Here is an 18,975-nt window from a genome sequence, read left to right on the forward strand (position 1 = left end):
GAGACGGTTTGCAGGCATACGTAATTGAATGGACACGCGTGGTTCGACCCAATGCGAGCCAGGCTCCTAGTTATAAAAAGTACTGGTCAATTGGCAGCCCATCCGTTCAGTCTGGAAGCCGAACGAAAAAAACAGCGTGTTAGCCCCGCGCTTCGCTTGGGCAACCCCTTCGGTTGCATTCCGCGTCCTATCCTTGCCGGACGGGCGGCAGGGGCAGGTCCGGCGGCTTCGCCTTGTTCCTTCCCCTGTCGCTAGGCTTGGGCGCTTACAGCTGCATCAAGGGTGAAGGCTTTGCCCATCATCCTCACCCGTTCGGTGCTCGCCCTTCGGGCTCCGCTCCGCTGCGGCCTGCGGTGATGCCCTTGACCCAGCTTCCAGCTATTGATCGATTTCTACAGCGATAAACTCAGCGAGAGTCAGCTTGCCCTTCACGAAGGCCTGAGCGTGCTGTTCTTCATCGGTGCTGATTACAAACCCCTCAAGCGCAAGTGATGCGCGGGCATAATCAACTGCTTTTTGACGACGAAGCATTTCCGCATCCGAAACGTCGATGATGTCTGGAGTATTCATGGCCCCTCCAAGTACTCAATGATTAAAAACAAGACAATTTCAGCGCTAGATCGGCAGAGGGAGGGTCAAGGGCGTCACCGGAGGCCGCAGCACGCGAAGCGGGACCGGGCGAGGATGACGGCGAAGCGAACCCTTGACGCAATGCAATCCACATCCTATCTGCGGGGGCTGCTGGGCGCTTTTCCCAGCGGCCCCTGCTACCGGCGAGGGCGGGAAGTCCAGAGGGGCAGAGCCCCTTTGGGTAAGCCCGCGAGGGCGCGTAGCGCGATTCACTGCACTGCTGTTTTGATCTGCTAGCTACTTACCTTCCCTCCCCTTGCCTTACCCCAGTTACGTCCAAGGTTTTGCATCACGTGCTGCCGATAAGCCGGGTTCCAAGCAGTGTTGCCCGCGACCCAGTGATTGGCAGCCCTCGCGCTGGTCATCATGCCTGACTGAAGATCGCGCCGTGTTGTCATGGGATTAACAGCGTTATAAACCGCCTTCGCGGGATTTATCGCGGCTTGGGCCATCTGCCTCAGTGTAATCGCGCTGGACGATAAACCACCCGCAAGTTGACTTCCCAAGGAGCTGGCTTGATAGACCATGTAGAGAACTATCCCACTCAGCGCCAAGACCTCCAACATATCGGTCGCGGGGCCATTACCAGCAGTCGGCTGGATGTCCGTCAACATCGTAGTGAAAAACTTCATACCTAGCGTCAGCACGGACGTTATCGCCGCGCTCTGCATAATGTAGTTCATCACCTGCGCAAACCACTGGTCGAACCACTTGCCGGTCATTTGGCCGAAGAGCAGCATTGCGATGAAGATCGGGCCACACCCCAGCAGAAACGACATCAGCACCTTGGCGGTAATGATCATGGCACCGGCAGGCAGCGTGATCAGAAATGTTGCGACGAGCATCGTGCCAGCCATGAGCAAGTCATAGCACATCATGCCTATCTCCGTTACGCCTCGCCTCCCTGCGCGGGCAAGGAGATCAGAGGCAATTTTGAAACCATCAGTCATAGCCCTGTCGATTACCTGATAGACAGACGTCGCCGTAGCTCCTTTACCATTGGGCGAAAACGCATCAGCCAACCCAACTTCCAGGCCACGGATCGCTTCCACAACCCATCCAAGGTACGTGTGGGCGTTTAATGCCAGAGCTCCAATGAAAGCCCATTTAAGTGCGATTTTGAAGAGATGTGGTAGAGGTTGCTCAATGAAGCCGCCGACAGACAATAGTCCCATCGTCATGAAAAATAGCGCGCCACCCAAGGCGAGCAAAACGGAGAAGTCGCCAATGACACTCTGCGCCATGAGCTGAACGTATTCGTTTAATACGACATCGATAGATCCACCTACCCATTCGTAGAAATTGGATTCCATAGTCACCGCTCCTTCAAATCTAAAGTCTCGCGCTTACGGAACCCTCGCTCGGCAAGCCGCAGCTCATTCTCGGCGTGCTTGGCGTTGACGCAATTCGGCGTCAACGCAAGCCTTCCCGGATCACGCTCACATTCCGAAATATGAATCGCTCTTTCCGCGTTATGAGCCTTGTACCAATCGACGGAGCGGACAGGCTCATCCGCTCCACACCCTGTTAGCAGTAAGGGAATCAAAACCAACCAGCGAGAGGTAATCATTCCTGATCCTCCCGCTCGACAACGCTCAGGTTCCGGGGCGAGGCGCAACGCGCCTTAGCTCGAAACTGTTCTGCGTATTTAAGGGAGTAAGCGAGTTCGGCAGCATCGATAATCTGCAAAGCGGCAAGCGTGCGCAGGGCACTTTCTCTTGTGCCAGCCCAACTACCAGCAATGCGAGCTTCGGCCTTCGAAACCAAAAGAGCCGAGGCAAGCGCGCAGGCAAATGAAATCAAAACTGCAAGCGTTGATGAAATCGGGCCTGTTGCTCGAGGCGGGACTATCTGGAGCCAATCAGCAAGCGCCAAGAGGAATGGCATCACTGCGGTAGCGGCGGCGAGCAGATCACTCTGAATCAGTTCTGGGGCACGCCGCGATACCTCTTTCAGAGCGCCGAACCGGCCGATACACAACCAGAATTTACGCAATGACGTGAGAATGAAGAAGCAAACGATGATCGGGAGGATGTGAGCGTACGAAACCATTTCAATTTCCCCCCAGGTTCAGCATGGTGCGAGTTTTGAATCCTCGCTTATCAAGAATCTGAGCATTCAATTCACGCTGCCTCTGCTCCTGTACCTTGTCCTCTGCCTGAGCCACCATTTGGAACATCTGCAACTTGGTCTGCTCGTTTTGAATCATTGCTTGCTCTGCAGCAATGCGCCCCTGTAGCTCGGCGATGCCTTTGGGGTCTTGGGTTTTATCGATTTGCCCCATAAGCTGATCAAGCTGACGCAACCTACCTTTGGCTTGATCATAGGCATCCAATGCGAACGCTTTGTCTTGCGATGGCTTTACAGCCTGGGCCTGGCAGGCACCACGCTGCTCATCCTGAGCGAAGCTTTGGCATGCATCGAACACTTTATTATCTGCATAAATCGTCTCGGCACGGCCATCCAGGCCTGAATATCCGCCGCGTTTCACTGAGTCATAGACCGCTTGCCATTCTTGTGGCAGATACTCTCGGAGCCGGGGATCATCGAACACTCTTCCGAGCCCTCGCGAGCCTGTGATCGCCCCGTACTGCTGCTTCATCTGGTCAATCTGAGAAGCCATCTGTTGAACCTGCTGGCCCCAGCGGGTGGAGTTAGAAGCAAACTCAGCGATAGTCATTGGGGAGTCCGTAACCTGGCTGGTAACGGTTACGGGAATTTGTGCAAAGCCATGCTGCGCGCACATCAAGGATGAAAACGCGGTAGCAATACGAAGCGGCTGCTTGCCCATACGAGCCAGACACCTAAACAGATCCATAGTCACCTCTCCATTAGAATTGGTGAGCGCTGGACCGTCTGTCCGGCCTGTCGATCTGTTTAGGAATCGCACCCGGCACGGCGTTGCCGTTCTTGGGGTGACTATGCGCCAGTCTTACCCGGTGTAGGCCCCGTCTTTTAAGGGCCGCGCCCATAATGCAAGCAGCATCAGCGAGGCGGTTTCAGCGTTCGTTTCAGAAACCAAAAAACAGTATTTTGGCGAAACAATTATCTCATTATAGTGCTATGACCTGAAGTACCGACCATCTAGGAAATTTCGTCATGACGACGTTTTTCTCTGCCTAAAAGCTAGTGACGGATCAGTTAAACCAAAACACTATATATTGGCAAACCAACTATATAACTTTGGCTCAACCGTCGAATAATACGCTCCTAATTCTTCGTCATGACGAAGTTTTTATTGTCACGAAATACTAGTGCAGGATAGGCTAAACGCCGGTTAATGTGCGCACACATTTAGCAGCGCATGGCTTTGCAAGTTTCGTTATCGTCGACTGGAGTGTTTATGGAGAGCTCAAGCCGAGCCTTGAACGTTCACCTTGGAGCAGACCTAAAAGCTCGCTGGGCGGATTATTGCCTCGCTTTGGGTAAATCTCCTGGAGCAGCAATCAAAGCTGCGATTGAGCAACAGCTTGCGCAATCAGCAGCCAACCCACCGCTAAAGCCTTACCAGCAGGTCGAAGAGACGACGACACGCGATCCCATGCAACGCTTTGAAATCCTGCTGACTGCTTCGGAGAAAGCAGCTATCAACGAGCGAGCTCAGATAGAGCGGTGTTCCATGAGGCGTTGGATCGTCGACGCCATCCGGATCGGTTTGACCCACGAGCCACAGTTCGGCATGGATGAAATCGATGCATTAGGTGAATCGAACTATCAGCTTTTGGCTCTAGGACGAAATCTCAACCAGATCGCCCGCCGCATGAACGAAGGCGGATATGAGCCGGTTACAGCCGAGCGGATCGAGGCGCTGAGCAGAATCATCGACAACCATACAGAAAAGGTTAGTCGGGCAATTCGCGCCAGCATTGAACGCTGGGACCTTAGGCAGACGCCTGAGGATGGGCTGGGACATACCCACCAGAGGGGCCGGGAGTGAATGCACCTCCGGTGAAGCATGAATGCTGAGTTAGGGGCCTGCCAGCGCATCATTACTCACCGCATACACCAACACCATCAGGCGCCGTAACAGATGTGGTGCTCACGGCAATGGGACGCAGGTCGGATTGCGCGCACTCATGGCAAAGTGCTATAGATGCTCATATCAAGAACACCAAGGAGGGTCCATGGCTAAATTTCCGAAGCATCCGCAGTATATGCCAGTCATCAAATGGCAATCTTGGGAGCAGCGCGCCCTCGAAAAGGTAGATGCCGAACTCAAACCTCGTATGCGCCCCTGTATCGAGGTACGTACTTCCAAACAGCACCTGAATCTTCTGAGCAAACTTCAGACTGTTTGGCCACACGACGTACTTGTGGACTACTCAAACCCCAGTGGACTTTTGAGCCACGTCCGACAGAGCGAGCTCCTGGACTTCATGCAACATGCGGTTCAGCAGAAAATCCCCGCTTCCCCGATAATCGGGCCAGCTTACGTTGCAAATATGGGAGCGAAGTTCCTGAAACTGGCCGCATCGTTGCCAGGTGTGGGTATTCGCCTGCGCTTAGGGGCGCTAGCAGTCCCTAACGATAAGCTGCAACTTGCTAAAGGGGCCTACGCGTACCTTAAAGCCGCAGGCATCAACACAACTTTGATTGTCGATCTGGGCGTAAGCCCAAAAGAGTGGTCGCCCGCGCAGGTCACTAGCTTTGGCCACGACCTGAATTCTTTAGCCGCTATCGGCTACCAATCTATGCATCTCGTCTCTGGCGCCTACCCCGCGAGCTTAGCTTCGGTCAAAACAGGTAGCGCGACATTCCAACGGTCCGATTGGCGATTCTGGTACGACGTGAATGCTAATGTGCCGAATCTGGGGTTAGGGTTCGGTGATTACGGAACTCTATCCCCGGAGTGGACTGAGGAGATTCTGGAGCGGCGCAGCAATCGCATTGCTATTCGATACACCAGAGGTGTTGACTGGCTCATCCTGCGGGCTGATGGAAAAACCACCAACGACTCTGTCGCAATCTCCGAGATCTTGGTAAACACATATCCCAAGGACTTCAAAGGCGCTCCATACTCATTTGGCGATCAGATCCTTTCTGAGCGAGCAGACCCTACCGTGCCGGTGAAACAGAAGCGCTGCGGTCATTACCACATCACTGAAGGCTGGAGTCACCACATCGCGTACGTACTTAAAGAGCAGTACTGAGACAGCCCATAGCACGCTCGATTAGGCATTTGCGAACCCTCTCCTTGAGATCTTTCAAGGGGAGTAGTTCAGCGACCTTGGCTTGTATGACGTACAGGCTCTTGCTTTTGAAGCCACGCGTAATACCCAGCTCTTCTAGAATCTGCAGACCTTCTTCGCGCTTAATTAAAGTTACCAGCACATCAGGCTTGTGGCGAGTGTTTGCCTTAGCCTTCCGAACCTGCTTGAAGCCCTTTCCTGACTCATTAGGCACCACCATTACCCCCCACCAAGGAGGGAGCATAGGCATTGCCTTTTTGAGGTGGCATTCAGCGGTAACGAGAGTGACCTGATCGAAAGCCCGAGCATACCGAGATCCCTGACCAATAAGTCTGTTCAGTGAATCACTGGCGCTTTTTATCTCATAGCAATGCATGTCCATGACCTGTACGAGATCCGCCCGAATCTCACCACCGTTGATTTCAACCTCCTCCAAGAAATGGAAGACGTCGTTAGGCATCGCAGCTGCCAGATGGTATGTGAGAGCGAGTTTTATTTCGGCTTCGCGCATGGTCGTTCCTCAAGGGGGCATCAATCATGCCGGAAAGAGATGTCAGCTGCGTCCCTTTTCCGACACAACGAAGGAATTTTAGCTGATGGCGAAGAATATGCATATATGCTATAAATAATGCATGAATCGACCAAAACCGCTGCACCAACTTATCTCGGAGCTGCTGCAGTTTTTCACTGCGAACGGCATTGGAACGAGCTCATCTATAGCAAAGGCTACAGGCATAAACCAATCCCAGGTCTATCGAAATTTATTTGCCGCACCGAAAAAAGTGACAAAAACACATCTGCGCTTATGCAAATTTGCGAATATTGATGCACGCGAAGACACACTCGACCCTCGCTCAAGCGAAATCCTGATGGAAGCGCTAGCCACTATCTGGGATGGCTCTGATGATCACGCGCGCAGACTTGCTGACTTACTCTTTGCACATAGCCGCGCCAGCGTGGGAACATGTACCTAGGAACAGCGTTATAGGAGGTTGCATATGCATGACGCAAAGACTCCGATAACCGTTAAAACTGCGTTCGAAAGCCTCAAGGCTGCTGGCTACCCGCGTGCGTATGTCACGAAGCTCCTGCCTGACTGGTGGGACAACAGCCTTCTGAAAACCAGTGCAGGGGCCTTCCAGTTCGCTCTGATCCTGAAGCAGCGGTTAGGCCTGGACGTAAGTTTTGGGCAAGACGGTGATCTGGCGATCGAGCCACGGGCAGCTCGTGCCAATTTCAAGCATCGGGCAGGAACTGATGCCGATGAATTAAATGTCGCGGCGAGCCTCGGCATCGCTTTGGCGCGCGTAGCGGTTTTTGCCACCCGCGAAGCTTACCGTGCGTTGCCTGCAGACCCACTGGCAATTTATGAATTGGTACGCAAAAGCACTGGCAAAGCATGTGTTGATTTCGAAGGTTTGTTGGACTTGTGCTGGATGCATGGCATTCCAGTCCTGTTCTTAAAGGACATGCCTAAAAACACCAAACGAATGACCGGCATGGCTGTCATGGTGGATGGCCGCCCCTCGATATTACTTGGCTTCAACTATGCAGTGCACTCAAAGCAGTTGTTTGTGCTGGCTCATGAGCTAGCGCACATCTTGTGCGAGCACGTCCAGACAAATGGTGCGCTGGTCGATGAGGATATAGCGGACGTCAGCGAGGGACTTGAGGGGCGGGCTCAGGTTCGGCGCGATGCGCAAGAACGGGAGGCAGATGCTTTTGCGCTCAGTCTAATCAGGCACGGCCAAATAGATATCATCCGGCAGATCCCCCGCCAAGCATCTGCTGCGACACTCGCCGCCGCAGCAATGAAGCTTGGTCTAACTCACGGTATAGATCTCGGGCATCTGATCATGTCCTATGCAAAGGAGCATGATGACTGGATCAGGGCGAACCAAGCGATGGGTTTCGTGCCGCAAGACATTGGAGCAATTGAGTTACTGCGAGACAGGTTCATAAAAAATGCTGACCTGTCAGCGATAACCGAGGAAGGTGCCGACCACCTTTTCACCATGCAGGGATTTGCGAGGTAACCCGTTCTTGTATCTGCTAGATAGTGATGCCGCCAAGAAGATCTGCCAATACCACCTTCTCCACGAACTGGCTGGAGCGCTAAACTGCGCCTTAGCCGATTTCGCGGTGCTACCGCAGCTCAAATTCCAGTTGAAGCTAACCAAAGATGACAAGGCCCTAGCAAAGCTTGGCACCCAGGAAGCAGTGGATCTCGCGCGACAACTGGTGGCAGCGGCATGCGAGGTTCAGGTCGTGGCCGAATCAGCAAATCCACTATTGCTACTCAATCGGCCCGATATTGATAGCGGAGAGGCAACATTGTTCGCTGCGTTATACGGCAACGAGGCAGAACTGCTGAGCGGAGACAAACGGGCCTATGTGGCTCTTTCCAAGGTTGATGACGTGCCAACAGTGGATGCTCTTTGGGCCCATTTAATCTGCCTGGAAGAGGCAATGTGGCTTGTTTTGAAGCATATAGATTTTCAGCAGGTCTCGGACAAGGTCCGGGGCCGACCGGATGTCGACATGGCTATCAGCATCTCGTTTGGCCGGACAGCGGCGAACCCATTAGAGACTGTGAATGAGGCGCTTTGGGGCTACCTGAGAAGTCTGCGGACAGATACCGGCGGAAAGTATCTACTGCCGAGCTGCGCCACCGCATGAAGCGCCAAAACTATCGTGATGGTGGAAGGAAACGGTACAGTAGCAGTACAATGCCGATGTTTCATAGACTTCGCAGAATTACGCTAAACCCATGATATTGAAACACTTAAAGCTTCCTGCACCTACGGAAAATTATGCTCGTTTTTGCTGGGCTTATAGTGTCGCCCAGCAACTCATAATCCTTTGGTCCACGGTTCGAGTCCGTGTGGGCCCACCACCTTTGAAAGCCGCGCATTGCGCGGCTTTTGTGTTTCTGGCGGAACACGTCAGATACAGTCCTATGGTCCAAAGGTACGCGCCTTCACCGCTCAGCTTCCGGACAATTCGAGAGAACCGACCTTTTCAACAGAATCGGCCAAAAACTGCCGTTCAGATCGCAGCTCAATTCTTCGCAGGCGCTGGCGCAGAGGGAAGTTGTTGCACCTCTGTGCAGTCGACCATCGCAACAGGCGCAGCCGCTGGCGGTGCGATGTTCAGCCTCGTTGGCAGTACAGGCGTATTCGTAGAGACGGCCATCCTGATGCTGTGTTGGCCGCGTTGCTGGTTGCGCTGCGTGTCCGGATGCCTTCTGTTCATGGCAGTACCCTGACCAGGTCAGCGATGCATCGTTGATAAGATGCCCCGAGGCGCCGCAGCCGCTGCACAAACGCAGATCTGGAGGGCTGTCGAACAAGGGGTGTTGTCGTAGAATGCCCACCCTTGAACAACCTCAAAGGAATGAAATCTATGCCCGGCGAAAAAACCAGGAAGACGCTTGTGTATTCGGCGTGGGGGTTACTGTTTTTGAGCGTGGTGGGGGTTCTGGTCATACAGGCTTTCCAAGAAACACCCCAGCCGAGCAAACCCACCTTTCTCAGCGACCTCATCATTGTGACCGCGCGAACGATGGCCCAGAATCGAATAATCGACGAAGATATAACCTTCGTTCGGGCGCAAGCGGCCAACAGTCACGCACTCAAGTTCTATTACACGTTGACCCGTTATGACACTCATCCCAATAACGTTGACTTGGGCGTTATGAAATCAAACATCCTCAAGGCTAATTGCGCCGCGCAAATGCGCAGCGACCAATCGATACTTTCCTTAGGCGGCACCCTCATTTACATTTTTGGCAGCAAAAATGTAAAAGAGGTTGGACAGTTCGAAATTAACAAGCAGAGTTGTGAGGGCTGATGCTACCCCTGATGTCGCCTGCATGACAGGGGCAGGTCAGCCTTTGCGCTCTCCCCTATCCCAGCCTTTCCCGGTGCAATTCAGGTTCAAGCCCGCTTGGGCAACTTCCAGTTCGGCCGGATGAAGTGACAGGTATACCCGTTCGGTATCCGCTCCAGATAATCCTGATGCTCCGGCTCCGCCTCCCAGAACTCGCTGGCGGGCTCGATTTGTGTGACCACACGCCCCGGCCACAGCTTGGAGGCGTCCACGTCAGCCGCGGTATCTTCGGCAATATCCCTTTGCTGTTCGCTCAGGTAGTAAATCGCCGAACGATAGCTTGGTCCAAGATCATTGCCCTGCCGGTTAGGCGTGCTCGGGTCATGGATCTGGAAAAAGAACTCAAGAATCTGCCGGTAGCTGATCACCGCCGGGTCAAACACGATCTCAATCGCTTCGGCATGATTGCCGTGGTTGCGGTAGGTGGCGTTCGGTACGTCACCACCGGTGTAGCCGACTCGCGTATGCAGCACGCCGGGGTAGCGTCGCAATAAATCTTGCATGCCCCAGAAGCAGCCGCCGGCAAGGATGGCGGTTTCGGTTGAGTTGGTCATGGTCTGTCCTTGCTGTTCATGGATACAGGGATAGTTATGGGGTGATGTCAGGCAATACCAAGCCGGATGAAGTAAAAAACCGGATCGTGTTGCGGAACGAGTACACGTCCTACAGAAGCCTTGGCGCCTTGCTCCGTTGCCTACAGTTGCATCAGAATCCGCTGGCTTGAGCGCTTGAGTCAGCGTTTCCAAGATGGCTCGTTCGCTGACAACTCAGTGATCGGGTTTAGTTGACCCACTACAAACCTGCCAACCAAACAACTGTAAGTCCAGTCATCGACCCTCTCAATCACCCGATCAAAACATCCGATTAGCCATCCTCCGAAACATTCCGTAACGTTGTTTCCCCGTGCGACAGATGCGCGCACCGCTTGAGCTTCTGCTCCCCACGCTCAGCCCACGACCACGCACGAGCCCACCATGTCTCTGAACACCCCGCAGCAAATCGCTGAAATTGCCGTCGAAAGTGGCGTCAAGAAAGCCCACTTGGGCCTGTCGTCGTTGATGATCCTGGGCTTTCTGGCAGGGGCTTTCATTGCCCTCGGGTTTCTTCTCGATATTCATGTCAGCACCATGATCCCTCACGAATGGGCGTCGCTGGGCAATCTGCTTGGTGCTGTGGTATTTCCGGTCGGGCTTATTCTGGTGGTGCTGGCCGGTGGCGAGTTGCTGACCGGCAACATGATGAGCCTGCCCATGGCGCTGTTCGCCGGGCGTATCGGTCTGGGTCAGTTGGTGCGCAACTGGGTACTGGTGACGCTGGCCAACCTGATCGGCGCGCTGTTCGTCGCCTATTGTTTCGGCCATGTGGTGGGGCTGACTGAAGGAGCATTCATGGCCAAGACTGTGGCCATCGCCAATGCCAAGGTGGGGGCCAGCTTTGAACAGGCGTTCATCTCCGGCATTGGCTGCAATTGGCTGGTGTGCCTGGCGGTGTGGCTCAGCTACGCGAGCAAGGACGTGATCGGTAAAGTGGTCGGCATGTGGTTTCCGGTGATGGCATTCGTCGCGATCGGCTTTCAGCACATCGTCGCCAACATGTTCGTTATTCCTGCAGCGATCTTTGCCGGCGCCTTGAGCTGGGCGCAGTTCGGCGACAACTTCGTTCCGGTATTTTTGGGTAACGCGGTGGGCGGTGCGGTGTTCGTAGGCCTGGCCTATCACCTGGCCTTCTTCAATGCGGCAGCCCGACCTGTTGAGCTGTCCAGGACCAGCGGCGCGCAAGCACCGGAATAATCTGACGCCATACACGCTCTGTGGTGAAAAGAGATGACGACCGCAGAGCAAACCAGCAAGTTAAAGAGCAAAACTCACGTCACAAGCAAATAGTCGAGTTGCTCGACAAGAGCAGCCTTTGATTTGAAATGAAGCCGACTCCTCGCGTGCCTGCTGCCAACCCATGCCGCACACGTTCAGACACTGTCCATAAAACCGATCCACGCCGCCAGCAGCAACAAAACCGCCAGCACTCTATTCATGCACTTCACTCGCCAAGGCGATGTGAGCCAGCGGGTCGAGCCTGCGCCCATCAACGCCCAGCTGCCGAGGCAGGGCAAGGAAATCAGAAAGAACACCAGCGCCAGGTAAGACACCGGGTTGCTCTGGCTGAATACACTGACCACCGCCAGCGCCATGACCCAGGTCTTGGGATTTACTAATTGCAGTGCTGCGCCACCGATAAAGCCCATCGGTAGGCTGTTTTGCCGCTCGATTGAGTCGGTCGGGCTGGCACCTGTCTTCCAGGCCAGCCAGGTCAGCCACAGCACGCCGACCCACGCCATGACGCGCTGAGCATTGGGGATCGCGAGCAGTGAGTGGCCGACACCCATGCCGACGAGCAACACCAACAGTGCAGCGCCGGTGCAGGCTCCCAGAATCAACGGTACGACGGCGCGCCAGCCGAAGCGGGCACTGTTGCTTAATACAAGGATGTTGGTGGGGCCGGGGGTAATCGAGGCGACGAAGGCGAACAGAATGAAAGGCAGCATGATCGGCAATCCAGGGCTGAAAAAGCCCATGCTGCGACATACCACAGGATCAGTCTGGAAGGTTTGAGCAGCGCAAGCGATAGGCCGCCGGGCTCAGTCCGTAGGCGCGCATGAACCAGCGGCCCAGATGGCTTTGGTCAGCAAAGCCCAGATCGCTGGCCACCTGAGCGGGCCAGATTCCGGCTGCCAGCATTCGACGGGCCTTGGCCAGGCGCAGCTGTACCAGATATGCATGAGGCGGCAGGCCGAAGGCGGCCTTGAACGCCCGAGTCAGGCGAAAGCGGTCAACGCCACAAACAGTTGCCAACTCGTTCATGCCCACGTCCTGATGCAGATGCGCGTGCAGATAATCCCTCGCCCGCAAGGCCACCTGCGGCAAGCGCGGATCGGGATCGGTCATGCGTCGCCATTGCACCCGATCAATGAGCTGCGCCAGTAATTCATCCAACGCGCTTTGACGAACGATGCGTAGTTCTTTTTGATGCAGCGCCGTGAAAGCGAACGTGACCGCGTGAGCCAGCCGTGATTCGGTTTGCAGGGTGTTGGCGAAAGAAGGCAGATGCTGGTCGGGAGCCTGATCGAACAACCCACTGAGCTCCCGGCTCAGCCAATGCGGGTCCAGGTACAGCATCTGATAGGTGAACCCTTCGGCGCACGGGGCATTGCCATCATGAATTTCCCCCGGTTCCAGTGTGAACACCTGCCCGGGCGTGCTGGCATGGCGCTGACGGCGGCAATTGAATTGCTGCACACCTTGCCGGGTAACACCCACCAGATAGCTGTCATGCCAATGGGGATCATAGGCATGCCCCTGAAAGTGCGCGTGCAGCGTCTCGATGCCTGTATCAAAGTCGCGAGCGAGGTCTATCCAGTGTGTGGAAGGCATAAAACACCTGAATCGATGAAAGCGATTGGTTATCGCTGACGTCAGGAGGTGAGTCTAGAACATTCGTGCATTCATCTGTCTGTTGGAATTGCAGTTGCCAAAGGTCGCGACACGAAGCCCAACGGCTCGCTATCCAAAAGTTTTCATAAACGGCTCAGCACATCGCCTGACCGCAGCGATGACCTCCGGCGCCCGCTCGTTCAGCTCAACCGAACGCGCCAGTACTTGCTCCAGTGCCTGAAGTTGCCCGGAAATCACCTCCTCTGGACGTGTCACATCACAGATCTGGGCGAAATCCAGTAGGCCCTGCCGCGAGGCGAATAGCGACTTGTTGCCGAGCAGATCCAGTGCCAACACGTCCTCGGGGATGTAAGCCGTGGTGTTGACGATGTCGTAAGCTGGAGCGAGCCGTGCATCTCGTTGGGTGGGGTTGGAATACAGCAAACCGAAGTTTTTCAGGTGGGCGTCGCCGTTGCCGACAATACAGCTCAGGGTCACGATGGCGAATAGCTGGGCCAATGAGTCCTGTACCTGGTCGGGGGCACAGAACAGACGGATTGCTTCGGCGATAGCGGAGTAGCTCTTGCAGCGTGGTCATCATCAGTCGAATACTCCCTCAATTTCATCCAGTGTAGGCATGACAGCGGGTATGACCGAGAGCTCACAATCCAGCGCCCCGAGCACGCGCGCATAGGCCGTCATACCTACTGAGAGGTCACCTTTTTCTACGGCAATTATCTTTTGCCGGGTGACGGCTGCCATCGTGGCAAGCCTGGCTTGCGTAAGCCCTCGATTGAGGCGGCGCTGCCGAATCTGCTCGCCAAGACGCGTTGTGATGAGGGAATAGTCCATGTTCCGTATACATAACAAATTAGATGAAATGTAACGTATACCTAACCTTTGAATAAATCAAACTGTTGTGTGAACGGGGCTTTGAATCGCGGCACCGGCTAGCGGATTTATTGAAATGCTATTACAAAGTCAGATGAGGCCTGGCGGCTCTGAGCTACACATCGAGGCCATTTCAAAGCCACCATCCCAACCACATTCGTCCCCAATTCAACCTCGATGCCCACGCCCTCCAACTGCCCCACCTCTGCCCACTCCCCCAACTCACGCCCATGCAGTTTCAAAAACGCTTCTCGCTCACACCAGGCCCTGGCAAACGCGACCGGGCGCATCGTCTCGGAAACATCCCGCAGTCGCGCACCTACATCTGGCCCGAGATAATCCCGCGCAACAACCTGCCAGTCCGGTACAGGCTGGACCTGCATCAAGTCCACACCCACCGCTCCGTTGAGATTGACCGCAGCCAGAGAGAATCCAGCTTCGTGGCTGATGGAAAAACCGGGCTCCGGCAGGCCGTCGATCATCAATCGCGGTGCAACACCTGGAGCGCTGATGAACGTGATCGCGTCCGGGGGCAATTCGAGCCACTGCCCCACGGCTATACGCGCGCAGGTCCGAATGCGGTTTCTCGCGTCATCTCTTGCAGAGCCAGGCCTGGTGACGCAACTGACCAGCAATACACCGTGGTTCGGGAAAGACTTGGGAGGGGCAAGCTGGCCATTTTCATCAAATGTCCAGCTCGCTCCGGGCCTCATGCTTTGTCAGGTGCCGCAGGGCAGCCGGCCCAGCGGCTGCACGCGGGGATGTGTTCGCCTTTCATCACCAGGGTCAGTGGGCCAAGGTGCGCATCGTTGCCGACTACGGCGCTGTAGAGCACGGCGCTGCGTGGCCCCATGTACACCCGTTCGCCGATGATGACGTGGTCGATTTTCATCACCCGGTCTTCAAACAGGTGTGTTTGCGGGCAGGCACCGGCATTCAGTTCGCTGTCTGCGCCGATGCTGACGCAGTCGAATTCGGTGATGTCGGTGGTGTCCATGTACACCCCTCGTCCAATCTTGCAGCCGAGCAGGTTGAAGGCCAGCGGCAGCCACGGAGTACCGCGCAGGTAGCGCATGAAGTTTGGTGCGGCCATGCCTTCATAGAGACTGGTGATGCCTTCCGAGAGCCATACGAATGGCGTCCACATAGGGTCCGCGCGTTTGCGATAGCGCCCCATGACCAGCCACTTCAAGGCTGCAATCAACAGAAAGTTACCCACGCTGTAAGCCAGGCCGATTACGGCAAGGTAAGCCAGCACGGCACCCCAGCGCTCTTGGTCGGCGAGTGGCATCAGGTCAAGCATCACCGTATAGCCAACCGCAATCACCACTGCGTGCGGAGTGACGATGCGTACACCTTCGACCAGACCTCGGGCCAGACGACGCAATGGCGAGGGCTTGAAGGTCAGCGATTCCGGAGCACCGCTTACCTGCTCGCGGGCTGGCAGGTGAATTGGCGGCGAGCCCAGCCAGGTGTCGCCATCGGCCATCTTGCTGTTATCCGGTGCACAGGAGTGGACGCCGATCAGGACGTTTTCTGGCAGCACCGTGCCATCTGAAATGTAACCGCCGTTGCCGACAAAGCTGCGATTGGATACGACTGTGGGTTGCATGGTCATCCAGCCGCCATCGATACGCTCATCGCCCAGCATCACCGCATCGGCGATAAAGGTTTCATCACCCAGGGTCAGCATGTCCGGAATGACGCCCTGGGCGCTGGAAATCTCGGCGTCGCGCCCTACTTTCGCACCCAACAGTCGATACCAGAAGGGCGAATACACCGTGGCGTAGATGCCGGACAGCACGTTGAGGCTCGCTTCCTGAATCTGGCTGATCAGCCACTTGGCGCAGTAGGTATTGCTGTGTACCGCATAGCGACCCGGCTTGAGACGTGGAAAGACGATCCAGCGCAATGCCGCAGACGCCAGAACAGTCGCGACGATCAGCACCGCACTGGCCGGAAACGCGAGTATGAAATAGCGAGCCAATTGCCCCGCTGCCCCGCTGCCCTCAAACCACGGCAACACGTGCCGGGTATCGAACCAGTCGATCAGGAAAAAAGTAGGGAAGACCGGAATGAAGAACAGCGTGGCAACCGACAGAATACCGAGGGCAAAGAACAGTTTTTCTGCACGCAAGCGCGCACGACTTGCCATGGGCCGCGCAGGCTGACTGAGCGTATCGAACGCGCCGACATCACGCGCAGGTGAGCCCTGCCAGATACGCCCAGCCGGAACCTGCCGGCCGTCGGCCATGGCCGATTGCGCCTCAAGATGCCCCCACGGACCGATAGCGGTATTGCCTTCCATGATCACGTAAGAACCCACACAGGCATTGTCCTGCAAGGCGATACGTCCCAGATGCAGCTGACCCCGCTCGACGCGTGCGTTCTCGAAGCTCACGCCGTTGCCGACGCTGACCCCGTCACCGATTTCCAGCAGGTCGTGGGCCCGCATTGTGGCCCCGCCGATAATCACTTCCTCACCGATCTTTGCTCCCAGGGCGCGCAGCCACAGGGGATAAAGCGAAGAACCACTCAACAGGTAAGTCGGTGCCGACTCGACCATACGGTCGGCGGCCCACCAGCGAAAGTAAGTGACGCCCCACAATGGGTATATTCCAGGCTTCAGGCGACCAACGATCAGCCATTTGGCCGCCCACGCGATGAAAAACTGCAGAACGGTGGCAATCAGAAACACCGAGATAGAAGCCAGAGTCGCCAAAGCCACAGAGTCGTCAGGCGAACCGGTAAGCAAGTGGTAGGTAAAGAACGGCGCGAGCCACTGGGTCATTCGCAGGCTGACCATTACCGGCAATGCCAGGGCCTGAGCCACGCCGCAGCGCCAGCGACGCCACGCGGACGGAAGCGTCCAGTCGACCGGGGCAGCCATCTCTTGCGGTGCTTGATCCAGCACTTCGGCAATCGCGCCGATACGGCGTTGCTGGTAAATGTCGCGCACGGTGATTTGTGCAAAGCGAGGGTTCGCCCGCAAGGCCGAGGCCAAACGAGCGGCAAAGAAGGAATGCCCGCCCAGATCGGTGAAAAAGTCCGCATTGCGGCGGATCGGCATGCCTGGAAAGAGTGTGGCCAACGCAGCAAACAGTGCAATTTCGCCTTCAGTTTCAGCCACGTCGGACTCTGCGTCAGCACCAGCGGCATCAACCGTCAACGGGCGGGCCTTGAGTGTTTTGCGGTCGATTTTTCCGGACGTGAGGCGCGGCATGCTATCGAGCAGCTCGAAATGCCCCGGCACCATGTACGACGGTAACCGGGCCTGCAAGGCCTTGCGCATCTGGCTGGTGAATGTGGAATCCGTCGATGTGTCGCAAACCAGATAAGCAATCAACTGATCAACGCCACCCTCGTTGCGCAACAGGACTGCGACAGTACCTACACCGGGTTGTTGCGCCAACAGCGCTTCAATCTCGCCCAGTTCGACGCGAAAGCCACGAATTTTCACCTGATCATCGGCACGTCCCAGGCATTGTACTTGCCCTTCATCGTCGATCCGTGCGAGGTCGCCGGTCCGGTACAGGCGCGCATCGTGATAGCCGGTGGACCACGGGTTAGGCAGGAATTTCTCCTGGGTCAGATCCGGCCTGCCCAGATAACCTTCAGCCAGACCTGGGCCGATGATGCACAGTTCGCCGACTTCGCCACGGGGCAGCAGGCTGGGTGCCAGGCTGCTGCCGACCGCTGGGTCATTGGCGATTACCAACAGACCATAATTGGGGAGCGGCGTACCAATCGAGACCGGGCGACCACGCGACAACCGCGCCAGACTCGCCGATACAGTGGCTTCGGTGGGCCCGTAGGTGTTGAACATTTGCCGGTTCGGCGTGGCCCAGCGGTCGACCAGCGACTCAGGGCACATCTCGCCGCCCAGATTGATCACGCGCAGGCCGGGGACGTCTTCGCTGAACAGCGCCAGCAAGGTAGGCACCGCGTGCAAAACGCTGATGCGCTGCTCGTTCAGCAGACGTGGCAGGGTTTCGGGGTCTCCGCTGGTTTCCTTTGGGCCTATCCACAACGTTGCGCCCACCAGATAGGCAATCCAGATTTCCTCGAACGACATGTCGAATGCCACGGAAAAGCCCTGGTAGACCCGGTCGCTGGCGCGGATACCGAGTACCGCGTTTTCGCTGCGCAGGAAATGGCAGATGCTGCGCTGGGAAATCAGGATGCCCTTGGGCTTGCCGGTGGAGCCGGAGGTGTAGATCACGTACGCAGGATGTTCGGGAAGCACACCACTGCGGCGCACCAACGCTGCGTCGGTCTGTGTCAGCAGCGATTCGGCAGTCCACACTTTCAGACCGCTACCAGCCAGCAACGGGCTCAGCGCGTTACAGGACACCAGCCCCACGGCACTGGCATCGTCCAGGCATATCTGCAGACGCTCAACCGGCGTGTCCTGATCCAGAGGCAGCCAGGCGGCACCCGCCTTGGCGATACCGGCCTGCATCACCAGAAGCTCAATGCCTCGCGGCAGCCACAGACCAACGATGTGCCCCGGCCTTACGCCAGCCTTGATCAGCGCAGAAGCCACCTGATCAGCCTGCCGGTCCAGCTCCCCATAACTGATCCGGTGCTCGCCGAAGATCAGTGCCACTTGCTGCGGATCGCGCCGGGCGCTGGCTTCCAGCAAATCGGCCAGCACTTCCTCGCGCAGCAGTTCAGGTTGAATCGGACCGTAAATCACGTCCGCCGATTGTTCGTTCTGGCAGGTCTGCAGCAGGTTCAGGTTATTCATGGCAGCAAATATTCGCTCGTCTGAAGGAGATGCCTGAGATTTCTGGTTATGGGGTCAGAGCCGGTCCATCAGCGAGTGGCGTGCATTTTGTGGTGACAAGGTGTCCGCAATATTTATGTTTTGATACATTTTGGCTGGAGCGCTGCAGCTCTCACCGCGGTGAAAGAACAGGCTGGCAAGGCGAATATGGCAAAGA

The 18,975-nt window shown here is 56.1% G+C and carries 19 protein-coding genes, 1 tRNA gene and 1 pseudogene; 8 read left to right on the top strand and 13 right to left on the bottom strand.

The annotated features are described in order from the left end of the window. Positions 1-378: 378 nt before the first annotated feature. The 5 genes from RYB09_RS18190 to virB5 all read right to left on the bottom strand — a co-directional run bounded on the left by RYB09_RS18190 (position 379) and on the right by virB5 (position 3,421). A complete protein-coding gene (locus RYB09_RS18190) occupies positions 379-570 on the bottom strand; it encodes an antitoxin VbhA family protein (protein ID WP_316889622.1) in 192 nt (63 codons plus the stop codon). 293 nt (positions 571-863) lie between these two features. Further along, a complete protein-coding gene (locus tag RYB09_RS18195; protein WP_316889624.1) occupies positions 864-1,943 on the bottom strand; it encodes a type IV secretion system protein in 1,080 nt (359 codons plus the stop codon). Between the two features lie 2 nt (positions 1,944-1,945). Further along, positions 1,946-2,200, bottom strand: coding sequence for an EexN family lipoprotein (locus RYB09_RS18200; RefSeq protein ID WP_316889625.1), 255 nt, complete (start codon positions 2,198-2,200; stop codon positions 1,946-1,948). Continuing rightward, positions 2,197-2,682 carry a hypothetical protein gene (locus tag RYB09_RS18205; protein ID WP_316889627.1) on the bottom strand — a complete coding sequence of 162 codons (486 nt, stop codon included), beginning with the start codon at positions 2,680-2,682 and terminating at the stop codon, positions 2,197-2,199. Before RYB09_RS18205 ends, RYB09_RS18200 begins: the two co-directional genes overlap by 4 nt. 1 nt (position 2,683) lies before the next feature. Continuing rightward, complete coding sequence (gene virB5, locus RYB09_RS18210; RefSeq protein WP_316889629.1) at positions 2,684-3,421, bottom strand: P-type DNA transfer protein VirB5; 738 nt, start codon at positions 3,419-3,421, stop codon at positions 2,684-2,686. Positions 3,422-3,973: 552 nt separating this feature from the next. Between virB5 and mobC the strand changes: the two genes are divergently transcribed. Both mobC and RYB09_RS18220 read left to right on the top strand, forming a co-directional pair. Continuing rightward, positions 3,974-4,567, top strand: coding sequence for a plasmid mobilization relaxosome protein MobC (gene mobC, locus RYB09_RS18215; RefSeq protein ID WP_316889631.1), 594 nt, complete (start codon positions 3,974-3,976; stop codon positions 4,565-4,567). Positions 4,568-4,754: 187 nt separating this feature from the next. Beyond that, positions 4,755-5,780 (top strand): beta family protein, encoded by a 1,026-nt coding sequence (locus tag RYB09_RS18220; RefSeq protein ID WP_316889633.1) that lies wholly within the window; start codon positions 4,755-4,757, stop codon positions 5,778-5,780. On the opposite strand, the gene RYB09_RS18225 is transcribed toward RYB09_RS18220, so the two are convergent. Beyond that, entirely contained in the window at positions 5,764-6,330 is a 567-nt protein-coding gene (locus RYB09_RS18225; protein WP_122679700.1) for a sce7726 family protein, read from the bottom strand. The genes RYB09_RS18220 and RYB09_RS18225 overlap by 17 nt on opposite strands. A 121-nt stretch (positions 6,331-6,451) precedes the next feature. Here RYB09_RS18225 and RYB09_RS18230 point away from each other — a divergent pair, with 121 nt between their 5' ends. From RYB09_RS18230 to RYB09_RS18250, 5 genes are all read left to right on the top strand, one after another. After that, positions 6,452-6,793 carry a hypothetical protein gene (locus RYB09_RS18230; protein ID WP_163030978.1) on the top strand — a complete coding sequence of 114 codons (342 nt, stop codon included), beginning with the start codon at positions 6,452-6,454 and terminating at the stop codon, positions 6,791-6,793. Between the two features lie 24 nt (positions 6,794-6,817). Then, on the top strand, positions 6,818-7,855 hold the full coding sequence (locus RYB09_RS18235) for an ImmA/IrrE family metallo-endopeptidase (RefSeq protein ID WP_122679699.1): 1,038 nt from the start codon (positions 6,818-6,820) through the stop codon (positions 7,853-7,855). 7 nt (positions 7,856-7,862) lie between these two features. Continuing rightward, positions 7,863-8,498: a hypothetical protein gene (locus RYB09_RS18240; RefSeq protein ID WP_163030979.1), complete on the top strand. Its 636-nt coding sequence runs from the start codon at positions 7,863-7,865 to the stop codon at positions 8,496-8,498. A 149-nt stretch (positions 8,499-8,647) separates the two neighbouring features. Next, positions 8,648-8,715 (top strand) — tRNA-OTHER (locus RYB09_RS18245). 509 nt (positions 8,716-9,224) lie between these two features. Then, entirely contained in the window at positions 9,225-9,671 is a 447-nt protein-coding gene (locus RYB09_RS18250) for a hypothetical protein (RefSeq protein WP_054076623.1), read from the top strand. A gap of 86 nt (positions 9,672-9,757) precedes the next feature. On the opposite strand, the gene msrA is transcribed toward RYB09_RS18250, so the two are convergent. Next, positions 9,758-10,264 carry a peptide-methionine (S)-S-oxide reductase MsrA gene (msrA, locus tag RYB09_RS18255; RefSeq protein WP_024663355.1) on the bottom strand — a complete coding sequence of 169 codons (507 nt, stop codon included), beginning with the start codon at positions 10,262-10,264 and terminating at the stop codon, positions 9,758-9,760. A gap of 420 nt (positions 10,265-10,684) precedes the next feature. Between msrA and RYB09_RS18260 the strand changes: the two genes are divergently transcribed. After that, positions 10,685-11,500 (top strand): formate/nitrite transporter family protein, encoded by an 816-nt coding sequence (locus RYB09_RS18260; RefSeq protein ID WP_316889642.1) that lies wholly within the window; start codon positions 10,685-10,687, stop codon positions 11,498-11,500. Between the two features lie 176 nt (positions 11,501-11,676). Here the strand turns inward: RYB09_RS18260 and RYB09_RS18265 are convergent, their stop codons facing one another. The 6 genes and pseudogenes from RYB09_RS18265 to RYB09_RS18290 form a co-directional block, all read right to left on the bottom strand. Beyond that, positions 11,677-12,252: a LysE family translocator gene (locus RYB09_RS18265; protein WP_058401000.1), complete on the bottom strand. Its 576-nt coding sequence runs from the start codon at positions 12,250-12,252 to the stop codon at positions 11,677-11,679. A gap of 49 nt (positions 12,253-12,301) precedes the next feature. Further along, entirely contained in the window at positions 12,302-13,138 is an 837-nt protein-coding gene (locus RYB09_RS18270; protein WP_058401001.1) for an AraC family transcriptional regulator, read from the bottom strand. Positions 13,139-13,267: 129 nt separating this feature from the next. Continuing rightward, a pseudogene (locus RYB09_RS18275) lies at positions 13,268-13,723 on the bottom strand (HipA domain-containing protein); the annotation flags it as partial. Between the two features lie 15 nt (positions 13,724-13,738). Then, a complete protein-coding gene (locus RYB09_RS18280) occupies positions 13,739-13,990 on the bottom strand; it encodes a helix-turn-helix transcriptional regulator (RefSeq protein WP_057460022.1) in 252 nt (83 codons plus the stop codon). Positions 13,991-14,097: 107 nt separating this feature from the next. Beyond that, positions 14,098-14,742: a 4'-phosphopantetheinyl transferase family protein gene (locus RYB09_RS18285; RefSeq protein ID WP_122258476.1), complete on the bottom strand. Its 645-nt coding sequence runs from the start codon at positions 14,740-14,742 to the stop codon at positions 14,098-14,100. Continuing rightward, positions 14,739-18,779, bottom strand: a complete 4,041-nt coding sequence (locus tag RYB09_RS18290; protein WP_316889646.1) for a Pls/PosA family non-ribosomal peptide synthetase — start codon at positions 18,777-18,779, stop codon at positions 14,739-14,741. The genes RYB09_RS18285 and RYB09_RS18290 overlap by 4 nt, the downstream gene beginning before the upstream one ends. Positions 18,780-18,975 lie beyond the last annotated feature (196 nt).

The sequence above is a fragment of the Pseudomonas syringae group sp. J254-4 genome (assembly GCF_032586855.1).
Lineage (GTDB): Bacteria > Pseudomonadota > Gammaproteobacteria > Pseudomonadales > Pseudomonadaceae > Aquipseudomonas > Aquipseudomonas amygdali.

Bases quoted from the DNA above. Each gene is read 5' to 3' on its own strand.
- RYB09_RS18265 (WP_058401000.1), bottom strand. From the start codon at position 12,252: ATGCTGCCTTTCATTCTGTTCGCCTTCGTCGCCTCGATTACCCCCGGC.
- virB5 (WP_316889629.1), bottom strand. From the start codon at position 3,421: ATGGGCAAGCAGCCGCTTCGTATTGCTACCGCGTTTTCATCCTTGATG.
- RYB09_RS18220 (WP_316889633.1), top strand. From the start codon at position 4,755: ATGGCTAAATTTCCGAAGCATCCGCAGTATATGCCAGTCATCAAATGG.
- mobC (WP_316889631.1), top strand. From the start codon at position 3,974: ATGGAGAGCTCAAGCCGAGCCTTGAACGTTCACCTTGGAGCAGACCTA.
- RYB09_RS18205 (WP_316889627.1), bottom strand. From the start codon at position 2,682: ATGGTTTCGTACGCTCACATCCTCCCGATCATCGTTTGCTTCTTCATT.
- msrA (WP_024663355.1), bottom strand. From the start codon at position 10,264: ATGACCAACTCAACCGAAACCGCCATCCTTGCCGGCGGCTGCTTCTGG.
- RYB09_RS18225 (WP_122679700.1), bottom strand. From the start codon at position 6,330: ATGCGCGAAGCCGAAATAAAACTCGCTCTCACATACCATCTGGCAGCT.
- RYB09_RS18280 (WP_057460022.1), bottom strand. From the start codon at position 13,990: ATGGACTATTCCCTCATCACAACGCGTCTTGGCGAGCAGATTCGGCAG.
- RYB09_RS18190 (WP_316889622.1), bottom strand. From the start codon at position 570: ATGAATACTCCAGACATCATCGACGTTTCGGATGCGGAAATGCTTCGT.
- RYB09_RS18270 (WP_058401001.1), bottom strand. From the start codon at position 13,138: ATGCCTTCCACACACTGGATAGACCTCGCTCGCGACTTTGATACAGGC.
- RYB09_RS18235 (WP_122679699.1), top strand. From the start codon at position 6,818: ATGCATGACGCAAAGACTCCGATAACCGTTAAAACTGCGTTCGAAAGC.
- RYB09_RS18260 (WP_316889642.1), top strand. From the start codon at position 10,685: ATGTCTCTGAACACCCCGCAGCAAATCGCTGAAATTGCCGTCGAAAGT.
- RYB09_RS18290 (WP_316889646.1), bottom strand. From the start codon at position 18,779: ATGAATAACCTGAACCTGCTGCAGACCTGCCAGAACGAACAATCGGCG.
- RYB09_RS18285 (WP_122258476.1), bottom strand. From the start codon at position 14,742: ATGAGGCCCGGAGCGAGCTGGACATTTGATGAAAATGGCCAGCTTGCC.
- RYB09_RS18200 (WP_316889625.1), bottom strand. From the start codon at position 2,200: ATGATTACCTCTCGCTGGTTGGTTTTGATTCCCTTACTGCTAACAGGG.
- RYB09_RS18195 (WP_316889624.1), bottom strand. From the start codon at position 1,943: ATGGAATCCAATTTCTACGAATGGGTAGGTGGATCTATCGATGTCGTA.
- RYB09_RS18250 (WP_054076623.1), top strand. From the start codon at position 9,225: ATGCCCGGCGAAAAAACCAGGAAGACGCTTGTGTATTCGGCGTGGGGG.
- RYB09_RS18230 (WP_163030978.1), top strand. From the start codon at position 6,452: ATGAATCGACCAAAACCGCTGCACCAACTTATCTCGGAGCTGCTGCAG.